At 65.7% G+C, this 20,215-nt stretch carries 17 protein-coding genes; 7 read left to right on the top strand and 10 right to left on the bottom strand.

Annotated features, from left to right (window positions below; translation table 11 throughout):
• The first annotated feature begins 205 nt into the window (after nucleotides 1–205).
• Nucleotides 206–2,317 carry a DUF3363 domain-containing protein gene (locus PV781_RS19215; protein ID WP_274777242.1) on the top strand — a complete coding sequence of 704 codons (2,112 nt, stop codon included), beginning with the start codon at nucleotides 206–208 and terminating at the stop codon, nucleotides 2,315–2,317.
• Here the strand turns inward: PV781_RS19215 and PV781_RS19210 are convergent.
• Nucleotides 2,314–2,484: a hypothetical protein gene (locus PV781_RS19210; protein WP_274777241.1), complete on the bottom strand. Its 171-nt coding sequence runs from the start codon at nucleotides 2,482–2,484 to the stop codon at nucleotides 2,314–2,316. The genes PV781_RS19215 and PV781_RS19210 overlap by 4 nt on opposite strands.
• Before the next feature lie 136 nt (nucleotides 2,485–2,620).
• Nucleotides 2,621–3,682: a site-specific integrase gene (locus tag PV781_RS19205; RefSeq protein ID WP_274777240.1), complete on the bottom strand. Its 1,062-nt coding sequence runs from the start codon at nucleotides 3,680–3,682 to the stop codon at nucleotides 2,621–2,623.
• Between the two features lie 112 nt (nucleotides 3,683–3,794).
• On the opposite strand from PV781_RS19205, the gene dusA reads away from it, so the two are divergent.
• Complete coding sequence (gene dusA / locus PV781_RS19200; protein WP_274777239.1) at nucleotides 3,795–4,790, top strand: tRNA dihydrouridine(20/20a) synthase DusA; 996 nt, start codon at nucleotides 3,795–3,797, stop codon at nucleotides 4,788–4,790.
• A 212-nt stretch (nucleotides 4,791–5,002) separates the two neighbouring features.
• Nucleotides 5,003–5,842, top strand: a complete 840-nt coding sequence (locus PV781_RS19195) for a sulfite exporter TauE/SafE family protein (protein WP_274777238.1) — start codon at nucleotides 5,003–5,005, stop codon at nucleotides 5,840–5,842.
• A gap of 6 nt (nucleotides 5,843–5,848) precedes the next feature.
• On the opposite strand, the gene PV781_RS19190 is transcribed toward PV781_RS19195, so the two are convergent.
• Nucleotides 5,849–6,535: a hypothetical protein gene (locus PV781_RS19190; RefSeq protein WP_274777237.1), complete on the bottom strand. Its 687-nt coding sequence runs from the start codon at nucleotides 6,533–6,535 to the stop codon at nucleotides 5,849–5,851.
• A gap of 324 nt (nucleotides 6,536–6,859) precedes the next feature.
• On the opposite strand from PV781_RS19190, the gene PV781_RS19185 reads away from it, so the two are divergent.
• Nucleotides 6,860–7,756 carry an ATP-binding protein gene (locus PV781_RS19185; RefSeq protein ID WP_274777236.1) on the top strand — a complete coding sequence of 299 codons (897 nt, stop codon included), beginning with the start codon at nucleotides 6,860–6,862 and terminating at the stop codon, nucleotides 7,754–7,756.
• Nucleotides 7,757–7,895: 139 nt separating this feature from the next.
• Here the strand turns inward: PV781_RS19185 and PV781_RS19180 are convergent, their stop codons facing one another.
• The 3 genes from PV781_RS19180 to PV781_RS19170 form a co-directional block, all read right to left on the bottom strand.
• Nucleotides 7,896–9,407 (bottom strand): SPOR domain-containing protein, encoded by a 1,512-nt coding sequence (locus PV781_RS19180; protein ID WP_274777235.1) that lies wholly within the window; start codon nucleotides 9,405–9,407, stop codon nucleotides 7,896–7,898.
• Nucleotides 9,408–9,570: 163 nt separating this feature from the next.
• Complete coding sequence (gene argS / locus PV781_RS19175; RefSeq protein WP_274777234.1) at nucleotides 9,571–11,328, bottom strand: arginine--tRNA ligase; 1,758 nt, start codon at nucleotides 11,326–11,328, stop codon at nucleotides 9,571–9,573.
• Between the two features lie 32 nt (nucleotides 11,329–11,360).
• The gene (locus PV781_RS19170) at nucleotides 11,361–12,563 is read right to left on the bottom strand and encodes a deoxyguanosinetriphosphate triphosphohydrolase (RefSeq protein ID WP_274777233.1); all 1,203 of its coding nucleotides are present in this window, start codon (nucleotides 12,561–12,563) and stop codon (nucleotides 11,361–11,363) included.
• A 98-nt stretch (nucleotides 12,564–12,661) separates the two neighbouring features.
• Here PV781_RS19170 and erpA point away from each other — a divergent pair, with 98 nt between their 5' ends.
• Nucleotides 12,662–13,000, top strand: a complete 339-nt coding sequence (erpA, locus tag PV781_RS19165) for an iron-sulfur cluster insertion protein ErpA (protein WP_274777232.1) — start codon at nucleotides 12,662–12,664, stop codon at nucleotides 12,998–13,000.
• A gap of 39 nt (nucleotides 13,001–13,039) precedes the next feature.
• Here erpA and PV781_RS19160 read toward each other — a convergent pair whose 3' ends face one another.
• Nucleotides 13,040–14,179 (bottom strand): alginate O-acetyltransferase AlgX-related protein, encoded by a 1,140-nt coding sequence (locus PV781_RS19160; protein WP_274777231.1) that lies wholly within the window; start codon nucleotides 14,177–14,179, stop codon nucleotides 13,040–13,042.
• Nucleotides 14,180–14,183: 4 nt separating this feature from the next.
• Nucleotides 14,184–15,335: an MBOAT family O-acyltransferase gene (locus PV781_RS19155; protein WP_342455458.1), complete on the bottom strand. Its 1,152-nt coding sequence runs from the start codon at nucleotides 15,333–15,335 to the stop codon at nucleotides 14,184–14,186.
• 382 nt (nucleotides 15,336–15,717) lie between these two features.
• Here PV781_RS19155 and xth point away from each other — a divergent pair, with 382 nt between their 5' ends.
• Nucleotides 15,718–16,506: an exodeoxyribonuclease III gene (xth, locus tag PV781_RS19150; RefSeq protein ID WP_274777230.1), complete on the top strand. Its 789-nt coding sequence runs from the start codon at nucleotides 15,718–15,720 to the stop codon at nucleotides 16,504–16,506.
• 47 nt (nucleotides 16,507–16,553) lie between these two features.
• On the opposite strand, the gene PV781_RS19145 is transcribed toward xth, so the two are convergent.
• Both PV781_RS19145 and PV781_RS19140 read right to left on the bottom strand, forming a co-directional pair.
• The gene (locus PV781_RS19145) at nucleotides 16,554–17,558 is read right to left on the bottom strand and encodes a BMP family protein (protein WP_274777229.1); all 1,005 of its coding nucleotides are present in this window, start codon (nucleotides 17,556–17,558) and stop codon (nucleotides 16,554–16,556) included.
• A 119-nt stretch (nucleotides 17,559–17,677) separates the two neighbouring features.
• Nucleotides 17,678–18,610, bottom strand: coding sequence for a tetratricopeptide repeat protein (locus PV781_RS19140; RefSeq protein ID WP_274777228.1), 933 nt, complete (start codon nucleotides 18,608–18,610; stop codon nucleotides 17,678–17,680).
• A 411-nt stretch (nucleotides 18,611–19,021) separates the two neighbouring features.
• On the opposite strand from PV781_RS19140, the gene chrA reads away from it, so the two are divergent.
• The gene (chrA, locus tag PV781_RS19135) at nucleotides 19,022–20,206 is read left to right on the top strand and encodes a chromate efflux transporter (RefSeq protein WP_274777227.1); all 1,185 of its coding nucleotides are present in this window, start codon (nucleotides 19,022–19,024) and stop codon (nucleotides 20,204–20,206) included.
• Nucleotides 20,207–20,215 lie beyond the last annotated feature (9 nt).

Raw genomic sequence — 20,215 nt, 5'->3', positions numbered from 1 at the left:
CGTTCCGGAAAACGGCTCTAAGCGGCCTCGCGGAAGGTGTGGATTTGCGTGTCGATCGTTTAATACATTGATATATTGTTAGTTTTCGTATGCATGCGCAATGTGCACCCAGCCGCGCCTGCGCCAAAACCGACGTTTCCACGCTATACTTTGATCTATTGCTTTTCGACTTGCGGGGTGCGCTTTGGCGGCCAAACCTGCGGTCATGACACGCCGCGACGACGATGAATTCCGCATCAAGCCGGGCCGCCCACGAAGCCGGGGCACGCGGCTGAAGACCCACGAGTTGACCTTCGTCCAGCAGGCCCTGATCGCCGCTCGCAATGCCGGCGGCGGCGCCGGGATAGGTGGCGGGTTCGCTGGAGCGGGCGGCAGCAGCGGCCGGTTCAATGCGCGAGGTCGTGGCGCGAAGACGATGGCGTCGCTGCCGCGCGACAGCGGAGGCTGGCAGTCGGGATCCTCAGGCCGGTTCCGCTCCCGCCGCGTCGTGGTCAAGGCGCGGGTGGTGAAGCTTGCCGGGAAGGGGAAGAGCGGACGCAGCCCGAAGATGCGCGGCGCGGTGTCCGTGGGCGCGGTAGGGGCGCATCTGCGCTATCTCGAACGAGACGGCGTGACCCGCGACGGCGAGAAGGGTCGTGCCTACTCGGCCCTCGGGGACGAAGTCGATGCCAAGGTCTTCGTCGAGCGGAGTGGCGAGGATCGCCATCAGTTCCGCTTCATCGTCGCGCCGGAGGATGCCGCCGAGCTCGGCGACCTGAAGCGCTTCACGCGTGACCTGATGCGGCACATGGAGAATGACCTCGGCACCAAGCTCGACTGGATCGCCGTCGATCATCACAACACCGGTCACCCGCACAGCCACATCCTCGTCCGCGGCGTGCTCAACGATGGCCGCATCCTGAACATCGCCGGTGACTACATCGCCCATGGCATCCGCCATCGGGCGAGCGAGCTGATGACGCTGGAGCTGGGCCCGCAGGCCGAGGTCGAACTGCAGAACAAGCTGCGCCACGAGGTGGACGCCGATCGCCTCACGCGGCTGGACCGGATGATGATCGCCGAGCAGCGCGAACACGGCATCCTTGATCTGCGACCGGATGCTGGCGAGAGCTATCTCGTGCGCACCAACCGGCATGTTCTCATCGACCGGGTGAAACGGCTGGAGAACTTCGGCATCGCCGAGGAGATCGAGCCAGGACGTTGGAGACTTGCCGAGCGAGCGGAGAGCACGCTCCGGGCGATGGGCGAGCGCGAGGACATCCTGCGCACCATGCATCGCGCGCTGGCCGATCACGGGCTCGCGGAAGAGCGCGGCGCCGAGCAATACGTCACCCATGGCAACCGCATCTCATATGCCCTTATAGGACGCGTGCTTGATAAAGGATTGGCCGGTGATGAGATGGGCGAGCGCTTCTATCTGGTCATCGACGGTGTGGACGGACGCACCCATCATGTCGAGACCAGCGACGCCTCCCGGCTGGAGGATATCAAGCGCGGCCACATCGTCGCGCTAGACCCGCTACCGACAAAGTCCGATCCACGTCCGGCCGACCTGAACATCGCCACCATGGCCGAGGCGAACAGTGGCATCTACCGACCCAGCGAGCATCTGGAGCTGGCCCTCCCGGCGATCGAGCAGCAGCGCGGCGATCCGGATGCCTTCATCCGCGCCCATGTGCGGCGGCTGGAAGCGCTGCGCCGGGCCGGCCATGTCGAGCGCATCGACGCCGACCATTGGAAGATCCCGGAGGACCTGCCTGAGCGCGGAATCGCCCATGATGCACGAACCGCGCGGAAGGACTTCGCGGTGCGCACGCTCTCCGCCGTCGAACTCGACCAGCAGGTCGCCAGCGATGGCGCCACCTGGCTCGATCGGGAGCTGGCCTCGCGACAGCGCACCGAGCTTTCCGACGCGGGCTTCGGCCGCGAGGTGAACGACGCCATGGAGCGCCGCCGCCAGAGCCTCGTCGACCAAGGCCATGCCGTGCGGCTGGAGAACGGCACCGTCCGTGCGCCGCGCGACATCCTGGCCCGCCTTGAGGCCATCGAGGTGGACCGCGTCGGCCGTGCCATGGCGGCAGAGCGTGGTCTTGCCTACACGCCGAGCCAGCCCGGTGAGTATGTGTCCGGCCGGCTCGCCGGCTCGGTCAATCTGGTCAGCGGGCGTTTCGCCATGATCGACGACGGTCTCGGCTTCCAGCTCGTGCCCTGGCAGCCTGTGCTGGAGAAACAGGTCGGCCGGCACATCTCCGGTGTCTCCCGCGGCGATGGCGGCGTCGAGTGGAGCCTCGGCCGCAACCGGGGCCTGGGGCTTTAGGGCGCGCTGCGCTGAGGCGGCGGCGTCTCCAGATCGGGATCGGCCGGCAGCGGGGCGAGGGGGTCGATCGCCGGGAACAGCGTGCGCTCGCGCAGCCAATCGCCAAACGAGGCGGGATCGAGCGCACACTCCAGTTCGCCAAGGCGCTGATGCGCCCAATTCAGCATGCGCTGGGTCTCAGCATCTTCTATATCCACGTACGAGTTGTTGGGGCTATCGAAGGAGCATGGGTCGAGCTGAGCTGGCCGCTGACCTACGCGACAGCATGACGCGAGTCACCCCAAGTCGAAAAAATCGGCAGAGCTAAGCCGCTCTCGCTGCCCGAATTGTGTGTAGCGCCTCCGGCTTGAGGTGGGTGTAGCGCCGGAGCATCTTCCAGTCCTTATGGCCGGTTACGAGCGCCACCTGTTCGATGGTGAAGCCGGCCTCGAATAGCCGGCTGGTGCCTTCGTGGCGCAGATCGTGGAAATGCAGATCCTCGATCTTGAGGTCTTGGCATTGTCGACGAAACGCGGTGCCGACCGAGCGGCCATTGTAGGGGAAGATGCGACCTTCTCGCCGGCTCGTCGAGCTGGCTTGCTCTTCGATGATCTTGCACGCGTCGTAGCCCGATACGTCCAGCAGCGGGATGCGCTGATCGTTGCCGTCCTTCCTGCGCGGGTCCTTGCGGTTCCGAATGAGCAGCATCCGCGTTCTCGGGTTGAAGTCGCGCCATTCAACGCGGCAGATTTCTTCCTGACGCATAGCCGTGGCCACGGCAAAGCGCACGATCCTTCCTACGGGAATGCTCTGCCGAGGATTCTCGTCCAGGGCCGTGATGATGCGGTCTAGTTCCTCCTGTGTCGGCCGGCGATCCCGCTCCTTGCCTTTCCCGATCAGGCCGAGCCGCTTCAAGGCGATGCGCGCGAGATCGACGGGTTCGGTCGAGAGGGTCACGCCGTGGACCGCCGCAGCGTGGGAGAGCACGGTCTTGATATATCCAAAGTCCATGCTGACCGTGACCGGGCCCGCCCCTTCCTTCGCGCGATCCTTGCCGTATTTGATGAGGCGCTCGCGGTCGAGCTCGGCGATCTTCAAAGCGCCGAGCGCTTCGTCGAGGGAGGTCAGGCAGAAGTCCTTGGAACGGCCGATCCTGATCCCTACCTCGGCCATGTCCTGGCGGTGGAGCGCGACGAGATCGCGGAAGCGTTTCGCGTCGCGCGACCTGCGCGTGACGGCGGGTTCCTGGCGATCGATGCGGCGCTCCGTGTCGAGCGCCCATTCCTCGGCATCCTTGCGGCGCAGGAACGTCTCGCTGACATACTGCCCCTTCCGACGGATCTGGGCTCTCCAGGAGCCGGATTTTAGTTTAGTGAAGGTGGCCAATCCGTGTGCGCTCCGTGTGCACTCACGCGTCGAAAAACCGGAAAATGGGGCGTATCGTGGCGAAAAATCGAGTGCACACGACGCGGCCCAACTTCTTGAAGTTACAAAAATAATGTCGAAAAATCAATCATTTAGATTTGCCGTGGCGCCCATGATGGACTGGACCGACCGGCATTGCCGGGCCTTCCATCGCACCTTGTCGCGGCATGCCCGGCTGTACACGGAGATGGTCACGGCACCTGCCATCATTCATGGCGACCGCGCGCGGTTGCTGGGCTTTGCGCCGGCGGAGCACCCCGTGGTGGTCCAGCTGGGCGGGTCCGACCCTGCCCTGCTGGCGCAGGCGGCCGTAATCTGCGCCGACTACGGCTATGACGAGATCAACCTGAATGTGGGCTGCCCTTCGGACCGGGTGCAGGGTGGCAATTTCGGCGCCTGCCTCATGCGCGAGCCGTTTCTGGTGGGCGAGTGCATTGCGGCCATGAAGGCCAAGGTGTCCATCCCCGTCACCGTCAAGTGCCGGATCGGCGTGGACGAGCAGGACCCGGAAACGGCCTTGGACGCTCTTGCCGATGCCGTCCTGGCAGCGGGGACGGATGCGTTGACGGTCCATGCCCGCAAGGCCTGGCTCAAGGGTCTCTCCCCCAAGGACAATCGGGAAATCCCCCCGCTCGACTACCAGCGTGTGCATCGCCTGAAGGCGCGGCTGCCCCATGTGCCGATTCATCTCAATGGCGGCCTGCTGACCATCGCCGACGCCCTTGCTCATGGCGCGGGGCTCGATGGGGTCATGCTGGGGCGCGCGGCCTACCAGAACCCGGACATCCTGCTGGAGGTCGACCCTGCCTTTGCCGGTGCCCCCGCCCCCCATGCCGATGCGTTCGCGGCGGTGGAGGCCTTCGAGCCCTATGTGGCTGAGCATCTGGCGCGTGGCGGCCGGCTCCATGACATTACCCGCCACATGCTGGGCCTTTTCTCCGGACGCCCTGGCGCCCGCGCCTATCGTCGCCATTTGGCGACGCAGGCCATCCAGCCAGGCGCGGGCCTTGATGTCTATCGCGCCGCCGTCGCCTTGGTGCGGCGGTCGGGCCGAGAACAGGCGGCCTGAGCGCACCCCCTCCTCAGGCGCATGGCTTTTGCGTCCGCCCGGCCCTGGCAAAGGTAGACAAGCCCGGCCATGCGCCTGATTGTGCGCGCGTCCTCGGCATATCCTGGCGCTGAACGTACGGATCTGCCCTCCCCTTCCTTGTGCCTCACTTCGCGCCGCTCGGGCCTCGGCCTTGTCGGGGTGCGCGAGGGGGCAATGCTCGATGGTCCGCCATGTTCGCCTCGCTGTCCGCGGTCTCCTGGCACGATCTGGGCTTTCTCGCCGTGGCGCTGGCGGCGGGGGGCATCATTACGGGCCTCCTGGCCGGCCTGCTTGGAGTGGGCGGTGGCGCGGTGATCGTCCCGGTCCTCTATGAGGTGTTCGGCTTTCTGGGCGTCGACGAATCCCTGCGCATGCAATTGTGCGTCGGCACCTCGCTGGCCATCATCGTCCCCACCTCCATGCGCTCCCATTCCGCCCACAAGGCACGGGGCTCGGTCGTGCCGGGTGTTCTCGAGACGTGGCGGATCCCGGCCATCCTCGGCATTATCGGCGGCAGCGCCATAGCGGGGTTTGCCAATGGCAAGGTGCTGCAGGTGGCCTTCGTCATCATCGCGCTGATGATGGCCACCAAGGCCCTTTCGGGGCGGGCCGACTGGCGGCTGGCGGATCATCTGCCCGGCAAGCCGGTCATGTGGGGCTACGGCTTCTTCATCGGGCTGGCCTCCTCGCTGATTGGCATCAGCGGCGGCGGACTCTCCACAATGGTGCTGACGCTTTATGGCGTGCCCATCCGCGCAGCGGTGGCCACATCGGCCGGCATCGGCATGCTCATCCCCATTCCCGGCATCATCGGCTTCGCCATTGCCGGCTGGCCGCACATGGACGAGCTGCCGCCTTTGTCCATCGGCTACATCTCGGTCATCGGCTTCCTGTTCATGGCGCCCATCAGTTCACTGGTGGCGCCATTTGGCGCCCGGATCGCCCACGCTTTGCCGCAGCGTGGGCTGGAGATCGGATTCGGGATCTTCCTGCTGCTGATGGCGGGGCGCTTTCTCATCGCCTCCCTGTGAGCGAGCCTACCAGGTGCGGCTGAAACCGGCGGTGATGGACTTGTTGATCTCGCTCCCGGTGTCCGCCACGGTGGTGGTCAGCACCACGGGGCCGATCAGGGGCTGCTGGGCGCTCACCGAGGGAAGCCAGGCCCGATCCGAACTGCTCAGCCCCGCCGACATGGAAAGCCGAGTGCCGGTCGCGCCCAGATCCATGTAGAGCGACTTGCCCATGTGCCAGCTCTGCGAGCCGCTTTCCACCACGAAGCTGTAGGAATCGGAAAAGCCCACCTTCAGCTGCGGCGCCAACTCCATGTCGCGCGTGAAGGCGCTCTCCACCCGGCGCTGGTCCAGGAACGGGTCGATGCGCACCGTGAGACTGCTGGTATCCCAGAACAAGGGCCCGGTGGGCAAGTTGAAGCGCGCCCAGGCCGCCGCATCGGAGGAGCCAAGACTTCCGGGCAGAACGGCCCCGGCGGGCAGCACGGTCCGTTGTGACGCCAGCGACATGTCGAGGCCGAACTGCGTCCAGTCCGCCGAGGCGAAATTTCCGGTGACAGCAACACCGCTGCTGCCATCGAAGCGCTCGGAGCGGCTCACTTGGGTCGTGATCTCCTGCGCACCCGCAAGGTTGACGTGGCCGACCAGAAGGCCCGCAATCAGGCCGTTGAGAGCGATAAAACGGGTTTGAAGAGTGCAGGCGCGCAATCGCATGGGCTCTCCGTCAAGACAGTACAAGCGCGAGGTGTCGGCCTCGGACACGCCAAGAACCAGCCTCTTGCGCTCCCCCCGGAGCCCCCGGTCAAATCAACCTGGAAGACCTTAACGTCCCCTTTCCGCATTGCAACACGTTTGCCGGTCCGCCCTGTGGAACGCATATGCCGTGCTGGCATGCCTTTGCGAGGGGCCGAACGCAGCGGCGGCTTGTTCGAGGCCTTCGCCATCGTTATGCCGGGAGCGCCTTTAATTGCGACAAGAAGCTGATTTCACGATCGGTCCGCCTGGATCGATCGGGTCGGGCTCAAGGGAGAAGGCCTGATGACGACCACATCCAATACCACCGATCCCGTCCACGCTTTGCTGGTGCGGATTGCCGACGCGTTGGACCGCATGGCGCCGCCCCGCATCCCCACCCCTGACTTCGAGGTGGCCGACGCGTTCGTGTGGCAGACGGAGCCGCCGCGCTTCGAGCCTGTGCCCCACGTGAACCGCGTGGACATGGAGCTGCTGCAGGGCATTGACCGGGTGCGTGACCAGTTGGTGGAAAACACCGAGCGCTTCGCCCGCGGGCTCCCCGCCAACAACGCCCTCCTCTGGGGCGCGCGCGGAATGGGCAAGAGCTCCCTGGTAAAGGCCTCGCATGCGCACATCAACATCAAGCGCGAAGCGGAAGGGACCACCTCGCGTCTCAAGCTGGTGGAAATCCACCGCGAGGACATCGAGAGCCTTCCGACCCTCATGTCACTGGTGCGGACCTCGCCCCATCGGTTCATCGTGTTCTGCGACGACCTGTCGTTCGATGCCGACGACACCTCCTACAAATCCCTCAAGGCAGTGCTGGAGGGCGGCATCGAGGGGCGGCCGGACAATGTGATTTTCTACGCGACTTCCAATCGCCGCCATCTGCTGCCACGCGACATGATGGAAAATGAGCGGTCTACCGCCATCAATCCCGGCGAGGCGGTGGAGGAAAAGGTCTCCCTGTCCGACCGCTTCGGCCTCTGGCTCGGCTTCCACAAATGCAGCCAGGACGAGTACCTCGCCATGGTGGCCGGCTATGTCGCCCATCACGGCCTGGACGTGGACGAGGCCGCTTGGCGGCCGCAGGCGCTGGAATGGGCCACAACCCGCGGCTCCCGCTCGGGGCGCACCGCCTGGCAGTTCGTGCAGGACCTGGCCGGACGCCTTGCTGTATCCCTCAAGGCTGCCCAGTGACCTCGGCGGGTGATGCCTGAGCAACGCCCGCTAAGTCATTGATTTAAAGAAAAACGCCCGCGTCATAGGCGCGGGCGTTTTGCGGTCTTGAGAGCACCGGCACAAGCCGCACCCTCTCGTGAGGTCCGTCTCTCGGAGGTCAGTTCTTGGTGACCACGCAGTCGCCACCCTGGGCCCGCAGATTGTTGCAGAGGGAAATGGCGTCGTCACGGCTGGCGAAGGGACCGACCTGGGCGCGGTAATAGATGCCCTTGTCCCCAAGATCCGCCTTGCGCACGGTCGCCTTGTAATTCCCCAGGAGCTGCGGATAGCGGCCCTGCAGGACCTTCCAGGAGCCAAGCGCCTCGGCTTCCGACTTCTGCGACGAGACCTGCACCACATAGCCACCGGAGGCGGCCGTCTGAGGCGCTGCCGCCGTGGCCTGGGCGGCGCTCGCCACGGGCACGCCCGTCCCATTGGTCGGCACGGTGGCGACGGGTGTCGGGGTGGGAAGACCGGCCGGCGCCGGGTTCTGGGTCGGCGCATAGGCGGTGGGAGCCACGCCAGTGGCAGGCGGCACAGCCACGGGCGCGGCGGAAGCGACGACGGTGCCGTCAGCGCGTACGGCGACGGTGCGCACCTTCTTGGGTTCGGTGGCATTGGCTGGCGCGGCAGACGGCGGGCTAGCCTGCGCCGGGGCGGCGGCAGCGGCGGCGTTCACGTCAACAGGCTGCTCCTCGCGGGGAACAACCTTCTCCTTGCCGGGCTGCGCACTCCCCACGCGGTCATAGATCAGCTTCTGGCCATCGCCACCAGGGGCTCCCTCGGGCGAGGGGGCGGCAACCTTGGTCGGCGTCGAATCGGCCTTGATGACCGGGGCATCACCGCCCGAGGCAGCCACCGTGTTCGAGCCGGAGCCTCCCATGCGATAAGCAAAAATGCCGGCTGTGGCCGCGACACCCAGGCCGATGACGCAGGCAACCGTGATCAGTGCGGTGCGGCCCCGCCGCCGACGCGGCTCTTCCTCATAGATTTCCTCCCCATGAGGCGGCATGTAGCCTTCATCATCATAGGTGGGGTCGTAAGCGTCATCGTAATCGTCATAAGCCTCGTCGCTCTTTGCGCCGTAGGCGTAGCCGGCATCCTCCTCGCGAGCGGGCGCGGCGCGCCCCTGCGGTGCGTGCGCGGGCTGGGCATAATTGGGCTGGCCATAGGCCTCACCGCCCTGTGCGCCCCGGGATACCGTGGGCTCAGGCGCATAGGCGGCGGGAGCTTCGGCGCGGCGTGCGGCCAGCGAGCCATAGCCCTGGCGGACCGCCGTGCGCGCATCTTCGGCCGCGCCATTGGGGTCGTAGGCCTGCCGGGCCACGGTGGGTTCGGGCGCGCGGGGGCGCTGTGTCAGTCCCTCCGCTCCATAGGGGGCGGGGGCTTGGGGAGGAAGTGTCGCCTCGCGACCGCCCGGCGTGCGCCGGCCGGGCTGCCAGTCCTCAAATCGGCGCTCCACCGGGGCGGAGGCTGCAACCCGTGTGGGGGCATCAGCGCGCGGTGTGCGCAGGCGGGTCGGCTGTTCCGGCGGCTGCGGCGCGCGCGGGACGTCGGCAAAGTCAGCGAACGGGTCCTGGTCACCGATCATGCGGGCCAGTTCGGCGAGAGCATCCTCGGCGTCGCGCACGTTCCCTCCAGGCGCCCGGGCGCCAGGCCCGGGGCCGGTCAGATCGTCGCGCCGGGAGCGGAAGCTGCTTTCGTCGCCCATATCGCCTCGAAGGTGTCCGTTGAACCCATGATCGGCGCGCCAAACGTCAGGAGCACAATAACACCACCCCTGAACCGCGCCGTCACTTCATTTCTTCGACCGCCTCGACTCCGAGCAATGTCAGACCGGAAGCCAAGACCGCAGCCACGCCATGGACCAATGCCAGCCTGGCGATGGTCAATGCTCGATCATTCTCGATAATGAAGCGTAAATGAGGCAAGTCTTTGCCGCGGTTCCACTGTGCATGGAACTCGCTGGCCAACTCGTGCAGGTAGAATGCCACGCGATGGGGCTCGCGCGCCACCGCCGCCTGCTCGATCAGGCGCGGCCAATAGGCGAGCTTCATCTGCAGCCCCACCTCGCCCGAATCATCGAGCGCCTTCAGATCCCCCAGCGCATAGGCGGCCCGGCCCTCCGGCAGGTCCGGGAAGGTCTCGCGCGCATTGCGCAGGATCGAGTGGGCCCTGGCATGGGCATATTGCACGTAGAAGACCGGATTCTCGCGCGACTGCTCAATCACCTTGGCGAGGTCAAAGTCGAGCGGGGCATCATTCTTGCGGAACAGCATCATGAAGCGCACCGCGTCGCGCCCCACCTCGTCCACCACTTCGCGCAGTGTGACGAAGGAGCCCGCCCGCTTCGACATGCGCACCGGCTCGCCGTTGCGATAGAGGCGCACCAGCTGGCACAGCTCGATGTCGAGGCTCGCCTGTCCGGCGGAGACGGCCTTCACCGCCGCCTGCATCCGCTTCACATAGCCGCCATGGTCGGCGCCCCACACGTCGATCATCCGGCGGAAGCCGCGATCGAACTTGTCCTTGTGGTAGGCGATGTCGCCGGCGAAGTAGGTGTAGCTGCCGTCGGACTTCACCAGCGGGCGGTCTACGTCATCACCGAAGTCCGTGGAGCGGAACAGCACCTGCTCGCGGTCTTCCCAATCCTCGATCGGGGCGCCCTTGGGCGGGGCAAGGCGGCCCTCATAGACCTCGCCGGTGCGGCGCAGCTGCTCGATCGTCAGGCCCACCCGGTCGGTCCCGGTGGTGAGCGAGCGTTCTGAAAAGAAGACGTCGAAGGAGATACCCAGCGCGGCGAGGTCGTCGCGGATCATCACCATCATGGCGCCGATGGCGAAGCTGCGAAAAATGGGCAGCCACTCGCTCTCGGGCGATTCCAAATATTCCGGCCCGTGAATGCGCGCCATCTCCTGGCCAACGGGCACCAGATAGTCGCCGGGATAAAGCCCGTCGGGGATCTCCGCCGCCTGCCCCGTGACCGCCTCGCGGTAGCGCAGATAGGCCGAGCGGGCGAGGACGTCCACCTGGGCGCCGGCATCGTTGATGTAATATTCCCGGGTGACCTTGAACCCGGCATAGGCCAGCAGCGAGGCCAGCGCATCGCCGAATACGGCGCCGCGGCAATGGCCCACATGCATGGGGCCGGTGGGATTGGCCGAGACATATTCCACGTTGGTGGCTTCGCCTGCGCCCAGTTCGGACCGGCCATATGCGCCATCCGCGCGCAGAAGCGCCCCCAGCACCCCCGCCCAATAGCCGGGCACGAGGGTGAGGTTGATGAAGCCGGGGCCGGCCACCTCCACCTTGGCCACGCCCGTGACGGCCTCGAGCCGGCCGGCGATGAGCACCGCGAGGTCGCGCGGCTTCATGCGGGCGTCCTTGGCCAGCACCATGGCGGCATTGGTGGCGAGGTCGCCATTGGCAACATCGCGCGGCGGCTCCACCACCACACGCGTCAGGTCGAGCCCCTCGGGCACGACGCCTTCCCGGGCCAGATCGGCGAGGACGACCCGCACGTGATCGGCGAAGATGGCATAAACGTTCATGAGTGCTTCCAGCGCGATGAGGGCAGCGGCGCCTAACGCAAATCCGGCGTCAAGTCAAAGAAGCGGGCATGCTGGTCCAGCGCGTAGCGGTCCGTCATGCCGGCGATGTAATCGGCCACGCGCCGTGTCAGCCGGGGCGTGTCGGACGGTTCAAGATCCTGCGCCCAGCCTTGGGGCATGTCCTGCGGATGGGCCACGAAATGGGCAAACAGGTCGCGGATGACACTTTGCGCATCCTGCATCACCGCCTCCACCCGGCGATGGCGATACATGCGCGGCATCAGGAACCCCTTGATCGCCGTCTCGTCCCGGCGCATGCGGGCGCTGAAGCCCACGATCGGACGCCCGAGGCGGCGCACCGCGGCCACGTCTTTCAGATCCTCCGTCTCGGCGCGCGCCTCGCTTTCCTGAACCACGTCCTCGATGAAGCGGGTGATGACGCGCCGCATCACCTCATGGGCTGTTCGGTTGCGGTCGAGCCCCACCCAGCGCGTCCGCACCTCCTGCAGCGCCTCCCCCACCACCGGCAGGTCGGCGAGATCATCCAGGGCAAAGAGGCCGGCCCTCAAGCCGTCATCGATGTCGTGCACGTCATAGGCGATGTCGTCGGAAATGGCGGCCACCTGCGCCTCCGGCCCCGCATGGCTCCACAATTCCAGGTCCTGGAAGGCGGAATAGGTGGCGATGGCATGGGGCAAACCGGCCGCATAGCGCCCGATCCCCCGCCCCTGCCGGTCTGTCAGCGGGCCGTTGTGCTTGGCGATACCCTCCAGGCTCTCCCAGGTGAGATTCAGGCCATCAAAGGCGGCATAGCGCCGTTCGAGGCGAGTCACCACGCGCAGCGACTGGGCGTTGTGGTCAAAGCCGCCATGGGCCTCCAGGCAAGCATTCAGCGCCCGTTCGCCGGCATGGGCAAAAGGCGGGTGGCCGAGGTCATGGGCGAGCGCCAGGGCCTCCGCCAGATCCTCATCAAGGCCCAGCGCCCGGGCAATGGACCGGGCCACCTGCGCCACCTCGATGGTGTGGGTGAGGCGCGTGCGGTAATGATCGCCCTCGTGATAGACGAAGACCTGCGTCTTGTGCTTGAGCCTTCGAAAGGCGGTGGAGTGGATGATGCGGTCGCAATCCCGGCGGAAGGGGCTGCGGGAATCGTCGGTCTCGGTCTGAAGACGCCCGCGGCTGGTTCCCGCATGGCTCGCCCAGGCCACCCTGGGCCTGCCGCCTGAAACCGCCATGCCTGCGTCCCTCTTTAACTCTTCAGCGGGCGCACTTAACTATCTGGCAGGTTCAGGATCAACCGTCCTGTCATCCCTTTCGCGCAAGGATCGCCCCCGTGGATACCGCCACTCCGTCCGTCATCGTTACCGACAGCGCGGCCCGTCGCATCAGCGAGATTCTCGCCGACGAGGCCCCCTCCTCCGCCCTGCGCGTCTCGGTGGAAGGCGGGGGATGCTCGGGCTTCCAGTACAAGTTCGACGTGACCGCCGAACGGGCAGCGGATGACGTTGTGATCGAGAAGAATGGGGCCACCATCCTGGTCGACCCCGTCTCGCTGGACTACATCTCCGGGGCCCGCATCGACTTCGTGGACGACCTGATCGGCGCGTCCTTCCGCATCGACAATCCCCACGCCACCGCCTCTTGCGGCTGCGGCACCAGCTTCTCGTTGTGATGCCGTGCCCGGGCGCCAAGCGCCCGGGCCGTCACGGTCTTAGAAGCGGAAGGGCAGGCCGGTCGGCCATGCATCCTTCATGCATGGGAAGAGGCGTTCCGTGCGCGCGACAATCACCAGGTCTGGCCGGAAGCGCATCAGGTCCCTGAAGTTGAAGTCGCACGAGCCGAACGTGCCCTTGCTGAAGTGCATCCACGCCGCCTCGGAGACGGGCGTGAAGGCAAACAGCCGGGTCCAGACGCCCACTGTGAAAGAATCTCCCAGCACCATCACCCGCGGGCCGCTGTCCGCATACTTGACCACATAGGGGTCGAAGGCGCGGTGCTGGTGGTGGGTGGTTACGCCCGGCAACGGCACCTGGGGCTGCTCGGGCTTGAGATTGAGCTGCTGGTTCTCGTCGGGCAGCGGCGGCGCACGGCGCAGCAGGCGGCCGAGATCGCCCAGCCCATAGGGCACCATGGGGCCAACCACCTCCGCCACATTCACCTGCCAGTCCGGATGGCCCGCGGCGCGCATGGTGGCGTTGAAGGCCAGGACTGAGCTCATATGGGTCCAATGGGTGTCATTGGCGAGATAGCGGCGTGGAGCCGGCGTCTCGCGCAGCACCTTGCGCAGATCCACCGCCGTGATGCCGTCCGCCTTCAGGATGTCGAGCATCATGGAATATTCGGTGTAGGGCACCGGATAATTGTCCTGCCACTCGGGCAGCTCTTCCAGGTCCACCGATTGCGCATTGGGCGGAATGGCCACCACCAGCTTGGCACCCAGCGGCTCCAGATGACGCTGCATCACCGCCATCAGCGCCGTGAAGCGCTCCACCGCGCCCTTGCGGATGAGAATGCCGGCCGACTGCTCGGCGCTCTGCTGCAAGGTGGTGAAGAGCTGCCCGTTCCGGCCGAAATAGATCGGGCGGATGTCCTCGGAGCCGAGCGCCTCGCGCAATTCGCGCCGGGCCATGGGCAGGGTGGCGCGGAAGCCGAAGTTGTCCTGGAAATAGAGGCCGAGGCGCTGAAGCTTGCCGTGCCATTGCTGGTACCACGGCGCATTGGGCGGCTTGACGCCGCCCCGCCAGATGCCCCGGCCGGCCGGGTCGGGAATGAGGTTGCTGAGCAGCAGCGCAACCAGGACGCCGACCACCAGCAGGCCCATATAACGGCGATGGGAAGCCAGGAGGGTCATGGCGTCAGAACCGGTAATAGAGGAAGGGAGCCGGCAGGCCGCCGCCGATCCAAAGAACCGACAGCAGCATCACCGCGAAGACCATCGCATAGTCCGCGACAGCCGCGACGGGCTTCAGGCTGCTGGAGAGCCGCAGGCGCGGCCATTTCCAAAGGCCGATGAGGCCGCCGATCACCAGTGCCGCGATGGTGATGGGCTGCACTGCGAAGTGCATGGACACCGTCACGCCGCCGAATCCATTGAGCCCGAGGAGGCCCCGGAACATGTGCATGGCGCCCTCGAATGTCTCCGCGCGGAACCAGACCCATCCGCTGAACACCACCAGCAGCGTATAGAGGTGGGCCACGACGCGCGGCGCCGCGTCCAGCCAGCGCTTGAGGCCGGCGCGCTCGATCACCAGAAAGGTGCCGTGATGGGCGCCCCAGATGATGAAGTTCCAGCTCGCCCCATGCCACAGGCCGCACAGGAGAAAAACGGTCCACAGGTTCAGATAGGTGCGCGTCGGGCCACGCCGGTTGCCGCCCATGGTGATGTAGACATAGTCGCGCAGCCAGGATGACAGGCTCATATGCCAGCGGCGCCAGAAATCCGTGATGGAGTGCGCCGCATAGGGAATGCGGAAGTTGCGCGGCAGGGTGAAGCCCACCATGACGCCGAGACCCACCGCCATGGCGGAATAGCCGCCAAAGTCAAAATAGATCTGCATGGCGTAGGAATAGACGGCGAGCCAGGCCTCGGTGAAGGCTGGCGCGGTGTTGCCGTCGAATACCACGTCGACGACGCGGGCCACCTCGTCCGCAATCAGGACCTTCCAGGCAAGGCCGAGCGCAAAGATCCGCGCGCCGGCGGAAAAGCGCCCCCAGGTGGTGCGTCGCTGGCTCAGCTGCCGCGCCACGGTGGAATAGCGAACGATGGGGCCGGCCACCAATTGCGGGAACATGGTCATGTAGAGCGTGAACTGGGCAATATCCCGGTTCGCCCGCACACGCCCTTTGTAGATATCCGCAATGTAGGAGATGGCGTGGAATGAATAGAATGAGATACCGAGAGGAAGCCCGATCTGCGGCACGGGAATGTGCCAGCCAAAGGGTGAAATCAGCGCATCGATATTCTCAATGAAGAAGCCAGTGTATTTAAAAACACCGAGAAGGATCACATTGAAACTGACCGCACCAATAAGGACTCTTTTCCGCTGCGCCCCCTCTCGGGCATCAATCAGCAACGCCAAGCGATAATTGATAAATATGGAAATCAGAAGAAGAATTAGGTGCGGCGTATAGCCGACAGAATAGAAAATAAGAGAGAACGTTACGAAAATTGCGTTTCGTAACTTCATCGACTTGACTGAATAGTACAAGACCAAGAAGAGCGGCAGGAAGTAGAATAGAAACTGAATCGATGCGAACGTCATGCCGCTGCGGAGACCTCGGAGACAGAAACACCCCGGCAATGCCACTGTTTCGCCGTCCCGGCAAGAGCGGCGCGTGTTTGCCTTTATCACTTTTGATCATATGCTCGCCGCCGTCTGAGAGGGTCCCATGCGCATCGCCACCTGGAACGTCAATTCCATCCGCCAGCGCCTCGACCATGCGGTCGCCTGGCTGAAGGAAGCCGAGCCCGACGTGGTGTGCCTCCAGGAGATCAAGTGCCAGACCGAGGCCTTCCCCGCCGAGCCCTTCGAGGCGCTCGGCTACAATGTGGTCGTGCACGGGCAGAAGACCTTCAATGGCGTCGCCCTGCTCTCCAAGCTGCCGCTGGAAGACGTCACGCGCGGGCTGCCCGGCGACGACGATGATGTGCAGGCCCGCTTCATCGAGGCGGTCGTGTCCACGAAGGCGGGGGTGGTACGCGTGTGCTGCATCTACCTGCCCAACGGCAATCCGCCGCAGACCGAGAAATACGACTACAAGCTTGCCTTCATGGCCCGCCTCAAGGCCTTTGCGCGCAGCCGGCTCGCTTTGGAGGAGCCGCTGATCCTTGCTGGTGACTTCAACGTGATTCCCGAGGCGCGGGACGCCGCCGACGCTTCCGCCTGGCTGGAAGACGCTCTCTATCTTCCGCGCACCCGCGCCGCATTCCGCGACCTCATGTCCCTTGGAATGACGGATGCGCTGCGCGCCACGACGGATGCCGAGCGCCTGTTCACCTTCTGGGACTACCAGGCCGGCGCGTGGCAACGTGATTTCGGCATTCGCATTGACCACCTGCTGCTCTCACCGCAGGCTGCCGACCGGCTGATCGCCGCAGGCATCGACAAGCATGTTCGCGCCTGGGAGCGTCCCTCGGATCACGTACCGGCCTGGATCGACCTCAAGATCGCGGCCTGAGCCGCCGTGCGGCACCGGTCGCGCCGCAAGGAATGGGCGTCAGGCCCTCACAGGCTGAATTCGGGGCCCTCATAAGTGGTGGGCACCGCGATCTTGCCGCTGGCAATCTCAGCCGTATAGGCGGTGATGGCCGCGCGCACGCTCTCGGGAATGTCGGTGGCCATGGCGAGCCGCACAGCATTGCCGTTCGCGACCCCCAGCCGGACATGCTGCCCCGGCACCAGCCGGCCGGACAGGGCGGCCATGACGCCGTCGGACATGGCGACCGAAACGTCCGCGATGGCGCTGGCGATGAAGACATCCGGCGCCACCGGCACCCAGTCGCGCACGTTGCCGATCTGCTTGATCTTCTTCTCGCGGCATCCCGCGATGGCGCCGGTGCGGCCGGCATTGAGCATGGTGAAGATGATGTCGGCGCCCGCATCGGCCTGCGCGATCGTCACCTTCTCGGCCAGCGCCGCATCGTCCTGTTCGCCACAGAAGGTGGTCAGCAGCTTCACGCCGGGCTTCGCATAGGCAACGCCCGCGGCATAGGCCGCACGCCCCTTCAGGCCGGGCGGAACCCGAATGCCGGAAATGTGGCCGACCACCCCGGTCTTCGTCATCAAAGCCGCCGCCGCACCGGCGAGCCAGGCGGACTGTTCCTGAAGCACTTCGTAGCTCGTGAGGTTTGGCCCCTCGACGCCGCCCTGGATCACCAGGAACTGGATCTGCGGCTGCTCGGCCGCCACGATCTTGGCCGCCTCGTTGCACTGGCCGCCATGGGCCGCAATGACGGAAGGCCCCTGCGACGCCAACTGGCGCAACGCCGCCACGAGTTCATCCTTTTGCGGCCGCACGCCGTCGATGATGATGGTTTGCGCCTTCATCTCCCGGGTGGCCGCCTCGAAGCCGGCATAGCCTGCCTGCATGAAGCCGCCATCATCGCGCCGGCCAGGCAGAAGAAGGCCAGCCTTAGGCGCAGCGGCGGAGGCGGAGGCCAAGGGGAGGACGCTGGCGGCGAGGCACGCGCTCCCACCGGCCAGGAAATGGCGGCGATTGGTCAAAATCATCAAAACCCCTCCGGCGCGTTATCGCGCCATTGCTTGGGGGCATTATGCTTTGCCTTCGCACCCGCACAAGAAAGGAAATGCCGCGCTGCAAAAAGGAGCGGCAACGCCGGAGGAGACGTTCAGCGCTGGGCGGTCTTCAGCCATTGCTCCAGATAGCGCAGGGCCTGGGCGCGCTCATCGGGCGTCGCGTCGGCAAAGGCTTCGTCGTAAAGCTCAACCACCCATTTGTCTTCCGGCCCAGCGGCCGAATCGCGCGCCAAGGTGAGCCACATCAAGCCCCGCGCGCCCTGCCGGGGAATGCCGTCTTCGCCTCGGAAAAGCATATGGCCGAGCACGGCCTGCGCCTCGTACTGCCCCTTCTGCGCCGACAAGATCAGCCAACGCGCCGCCTGGCGCGGATCGCGATTAACCCCGGTGCCGTCAAGATAGAGCTTGGCGAGCCGATACTGCGCCACGGGATCGCCGAAATAGGAGGCCGCATAGGCATACATGTCCCGTGCCCGGTTCGGGTCCTTCCGAACGCCGGTATTGGGAATGCCCACCAGATAATAGCTGCCCAGGGCGACAAACGCGCTGGCCACAAACCGGGCCTGCGGCGTACCGGGATAGTCCTCCGCATGAGAATTGGCCACGCGGCTGAAATATTCAAAAGCCTTGAGGTCGTCGCGCTTCACACCGTCGCCGTCCGCATACATGCGGCCGAGCTTCCACTGCGCGGCGGGATGCCCCTGGTCGGCGGCATAGCGCAAGGCATCAACGCCCTTGGCGGTCTGCCCAAGACGGAGCGCCTGGGTGCCCGTCCGGAACGCCTCGTCCACCGGACGCGTGGGCGGCGCGAGCGGAACATTCGCCGGGGGCGTCAGGGACCGCCCCACTTCATCGGTCGACTGGGCGCTGCCATCGAAGGCATGGGCCCCACCTGTCAATCCGGCGCCAGCCAAAAGCGCCAGCACTGCCAACCGGGCAGCCACATGCCCACCGGGCAATCGGTCGACAAGCGACCGAAGCGCTGGCTGGCACAAAGGCAGGATCGTCTGGCGGCTCGCTTTCATGATGATGGCAAGATCCCACGCCCGCCGGGCGAGAACAGGGCCGAGCCAAGGCCGAGCCGTGGAATCTCCGCGGCGACGCATCGCCCGGATTTCCCGCCCTTCTCTCGGCATGGTCCCGCTCAAGCCCATCAAACAATACCTCTACGCACCCGTGCGGCCCTCGATTGGGCCTCCGCCTCAGCGCTCGACCATCGGTTTCATTATGTTTTGAGGCGGGATCGTGGCGCTTCCTAGAGGGAGGGCCACCTTCATTTCTGAAAGAGAAACAGTGTGTCTTCGCCGACACAATGATGTGCTAGAGGAATGGCCATGTTACTTGGGGGCTCGCTTCTGAATATGGTAAATGCCCAGTAATGCAGCAGCCCCTTGCGTGACTTGAACCGGCATCGGCCTTCCGATCAGGACACCTGCATGTCTTCAAAAGGTTCTTCGGCGGAGGTGTTTCGCGCCTTCCTGACACTTGGGCTCACATCTTTCGGCGGCCCGGTCGCCCATCTGGGATATTTCCGCGAAACTTTCGTCATCCGCCGCCGCTGGGTGTCGGAGGCGGACTTTGCGGACCTCGTCGCGCTTTGCCAGTTCCTGCCCGGCCCGGCCTCCAGCCAGGTGGGCTTTGCGCTGGGCGTGATGCGGGCGGGAGGGCTTGCGGGCGGGTTGGCGGCCTTCATTGCCTTCACCTTGCCCTCCGCCGTCGCATTGCTGGTGTGCGGCCTGGGGATCGGGACCCTCAGCGGCGATCGCCTGTCTGGGATGATCCATGGGCTGAAGCTCGTGGCGGTCGCTGTGGTGGCCCACGCCCTGTGGGGAATGGCGCGCAGCCTGGCCCCGGACCGTCCGCGGGCGGGCATCGCCCTCGCCGGCCTTGCCTTGACGACGCTCGGCGCCGGCATTCTCGGCCAGACCATGTCCATCGCCATGGGTGCAGCGGCGGGGCTCCTCCTATGCCGCGGGGACGGTCCCGCTCCGGTCGGCCACATTCATGTTCCCGTGTCACGAAAAGTGGGCGCCGCCGTGCTCGTGCTCGCGGTCGGGCTGCTAGTGGCCCTCCCGCTGCTCGCCTCCCTCGGCAGCCACGGCGTGGCCTTCTTCGATGCCTTCTACAGGTCCGGTGCCCTGGTCTTCGGCGGCGGACATGTGGTGCTGCCCCTGCTCCAGGCCGCGGTGGTCGGACCCGGATGGGTCACCGCCAGCGATTTCCTCGCTGGTTATGGCCTCGCTCAGGCCGTCCCGGGCCCCCTGTTCACCTTCGCAGCCTATCTGGGAGCGGTCGCGCACATGGCCCCGAACGGGGTCGCGGGAGGGCTGCTCGCCACGATCGCCATCTTCCTGCCGGGCCTCCTGCTGGTCTACGGCGCCTTGCCCTTCTGGGACGCCCTGCGCAAGCGGCCGAGGGCGCAAGCCGCCATGCGAGGCGCGGGGGCGGCGGTGGTGGGCGTGCTTGCCGCCGCCTTCTACGATCCGGTCTGGACCTCGGCAATTGGCAACGGGGTCGACTTCCTGCTGGCAGCCGCCGGCTTCCTGGCCCTGTCCCTCTGGCGTGCACCGCCCTGGACCGTGGTAGTGCTGCTGGCCGGGGCCGGCACGCTCCTCGCCTGAGACCTACCG

The organism is Aquabacter sediminis (assembly GCF_028863665.1).
Taxonomy (GTDB): domain Bacteria; phylum Pseudomonadota; class Alphaproteobacteria; order Rhizobiales; family Xanthobacteraceae; genus L1I39.
The sequence above is the reverse complement of the archived record's forward strand: the minus strand, read 5'-3'. Positions and strand labels throughout refer to the sequence as shown.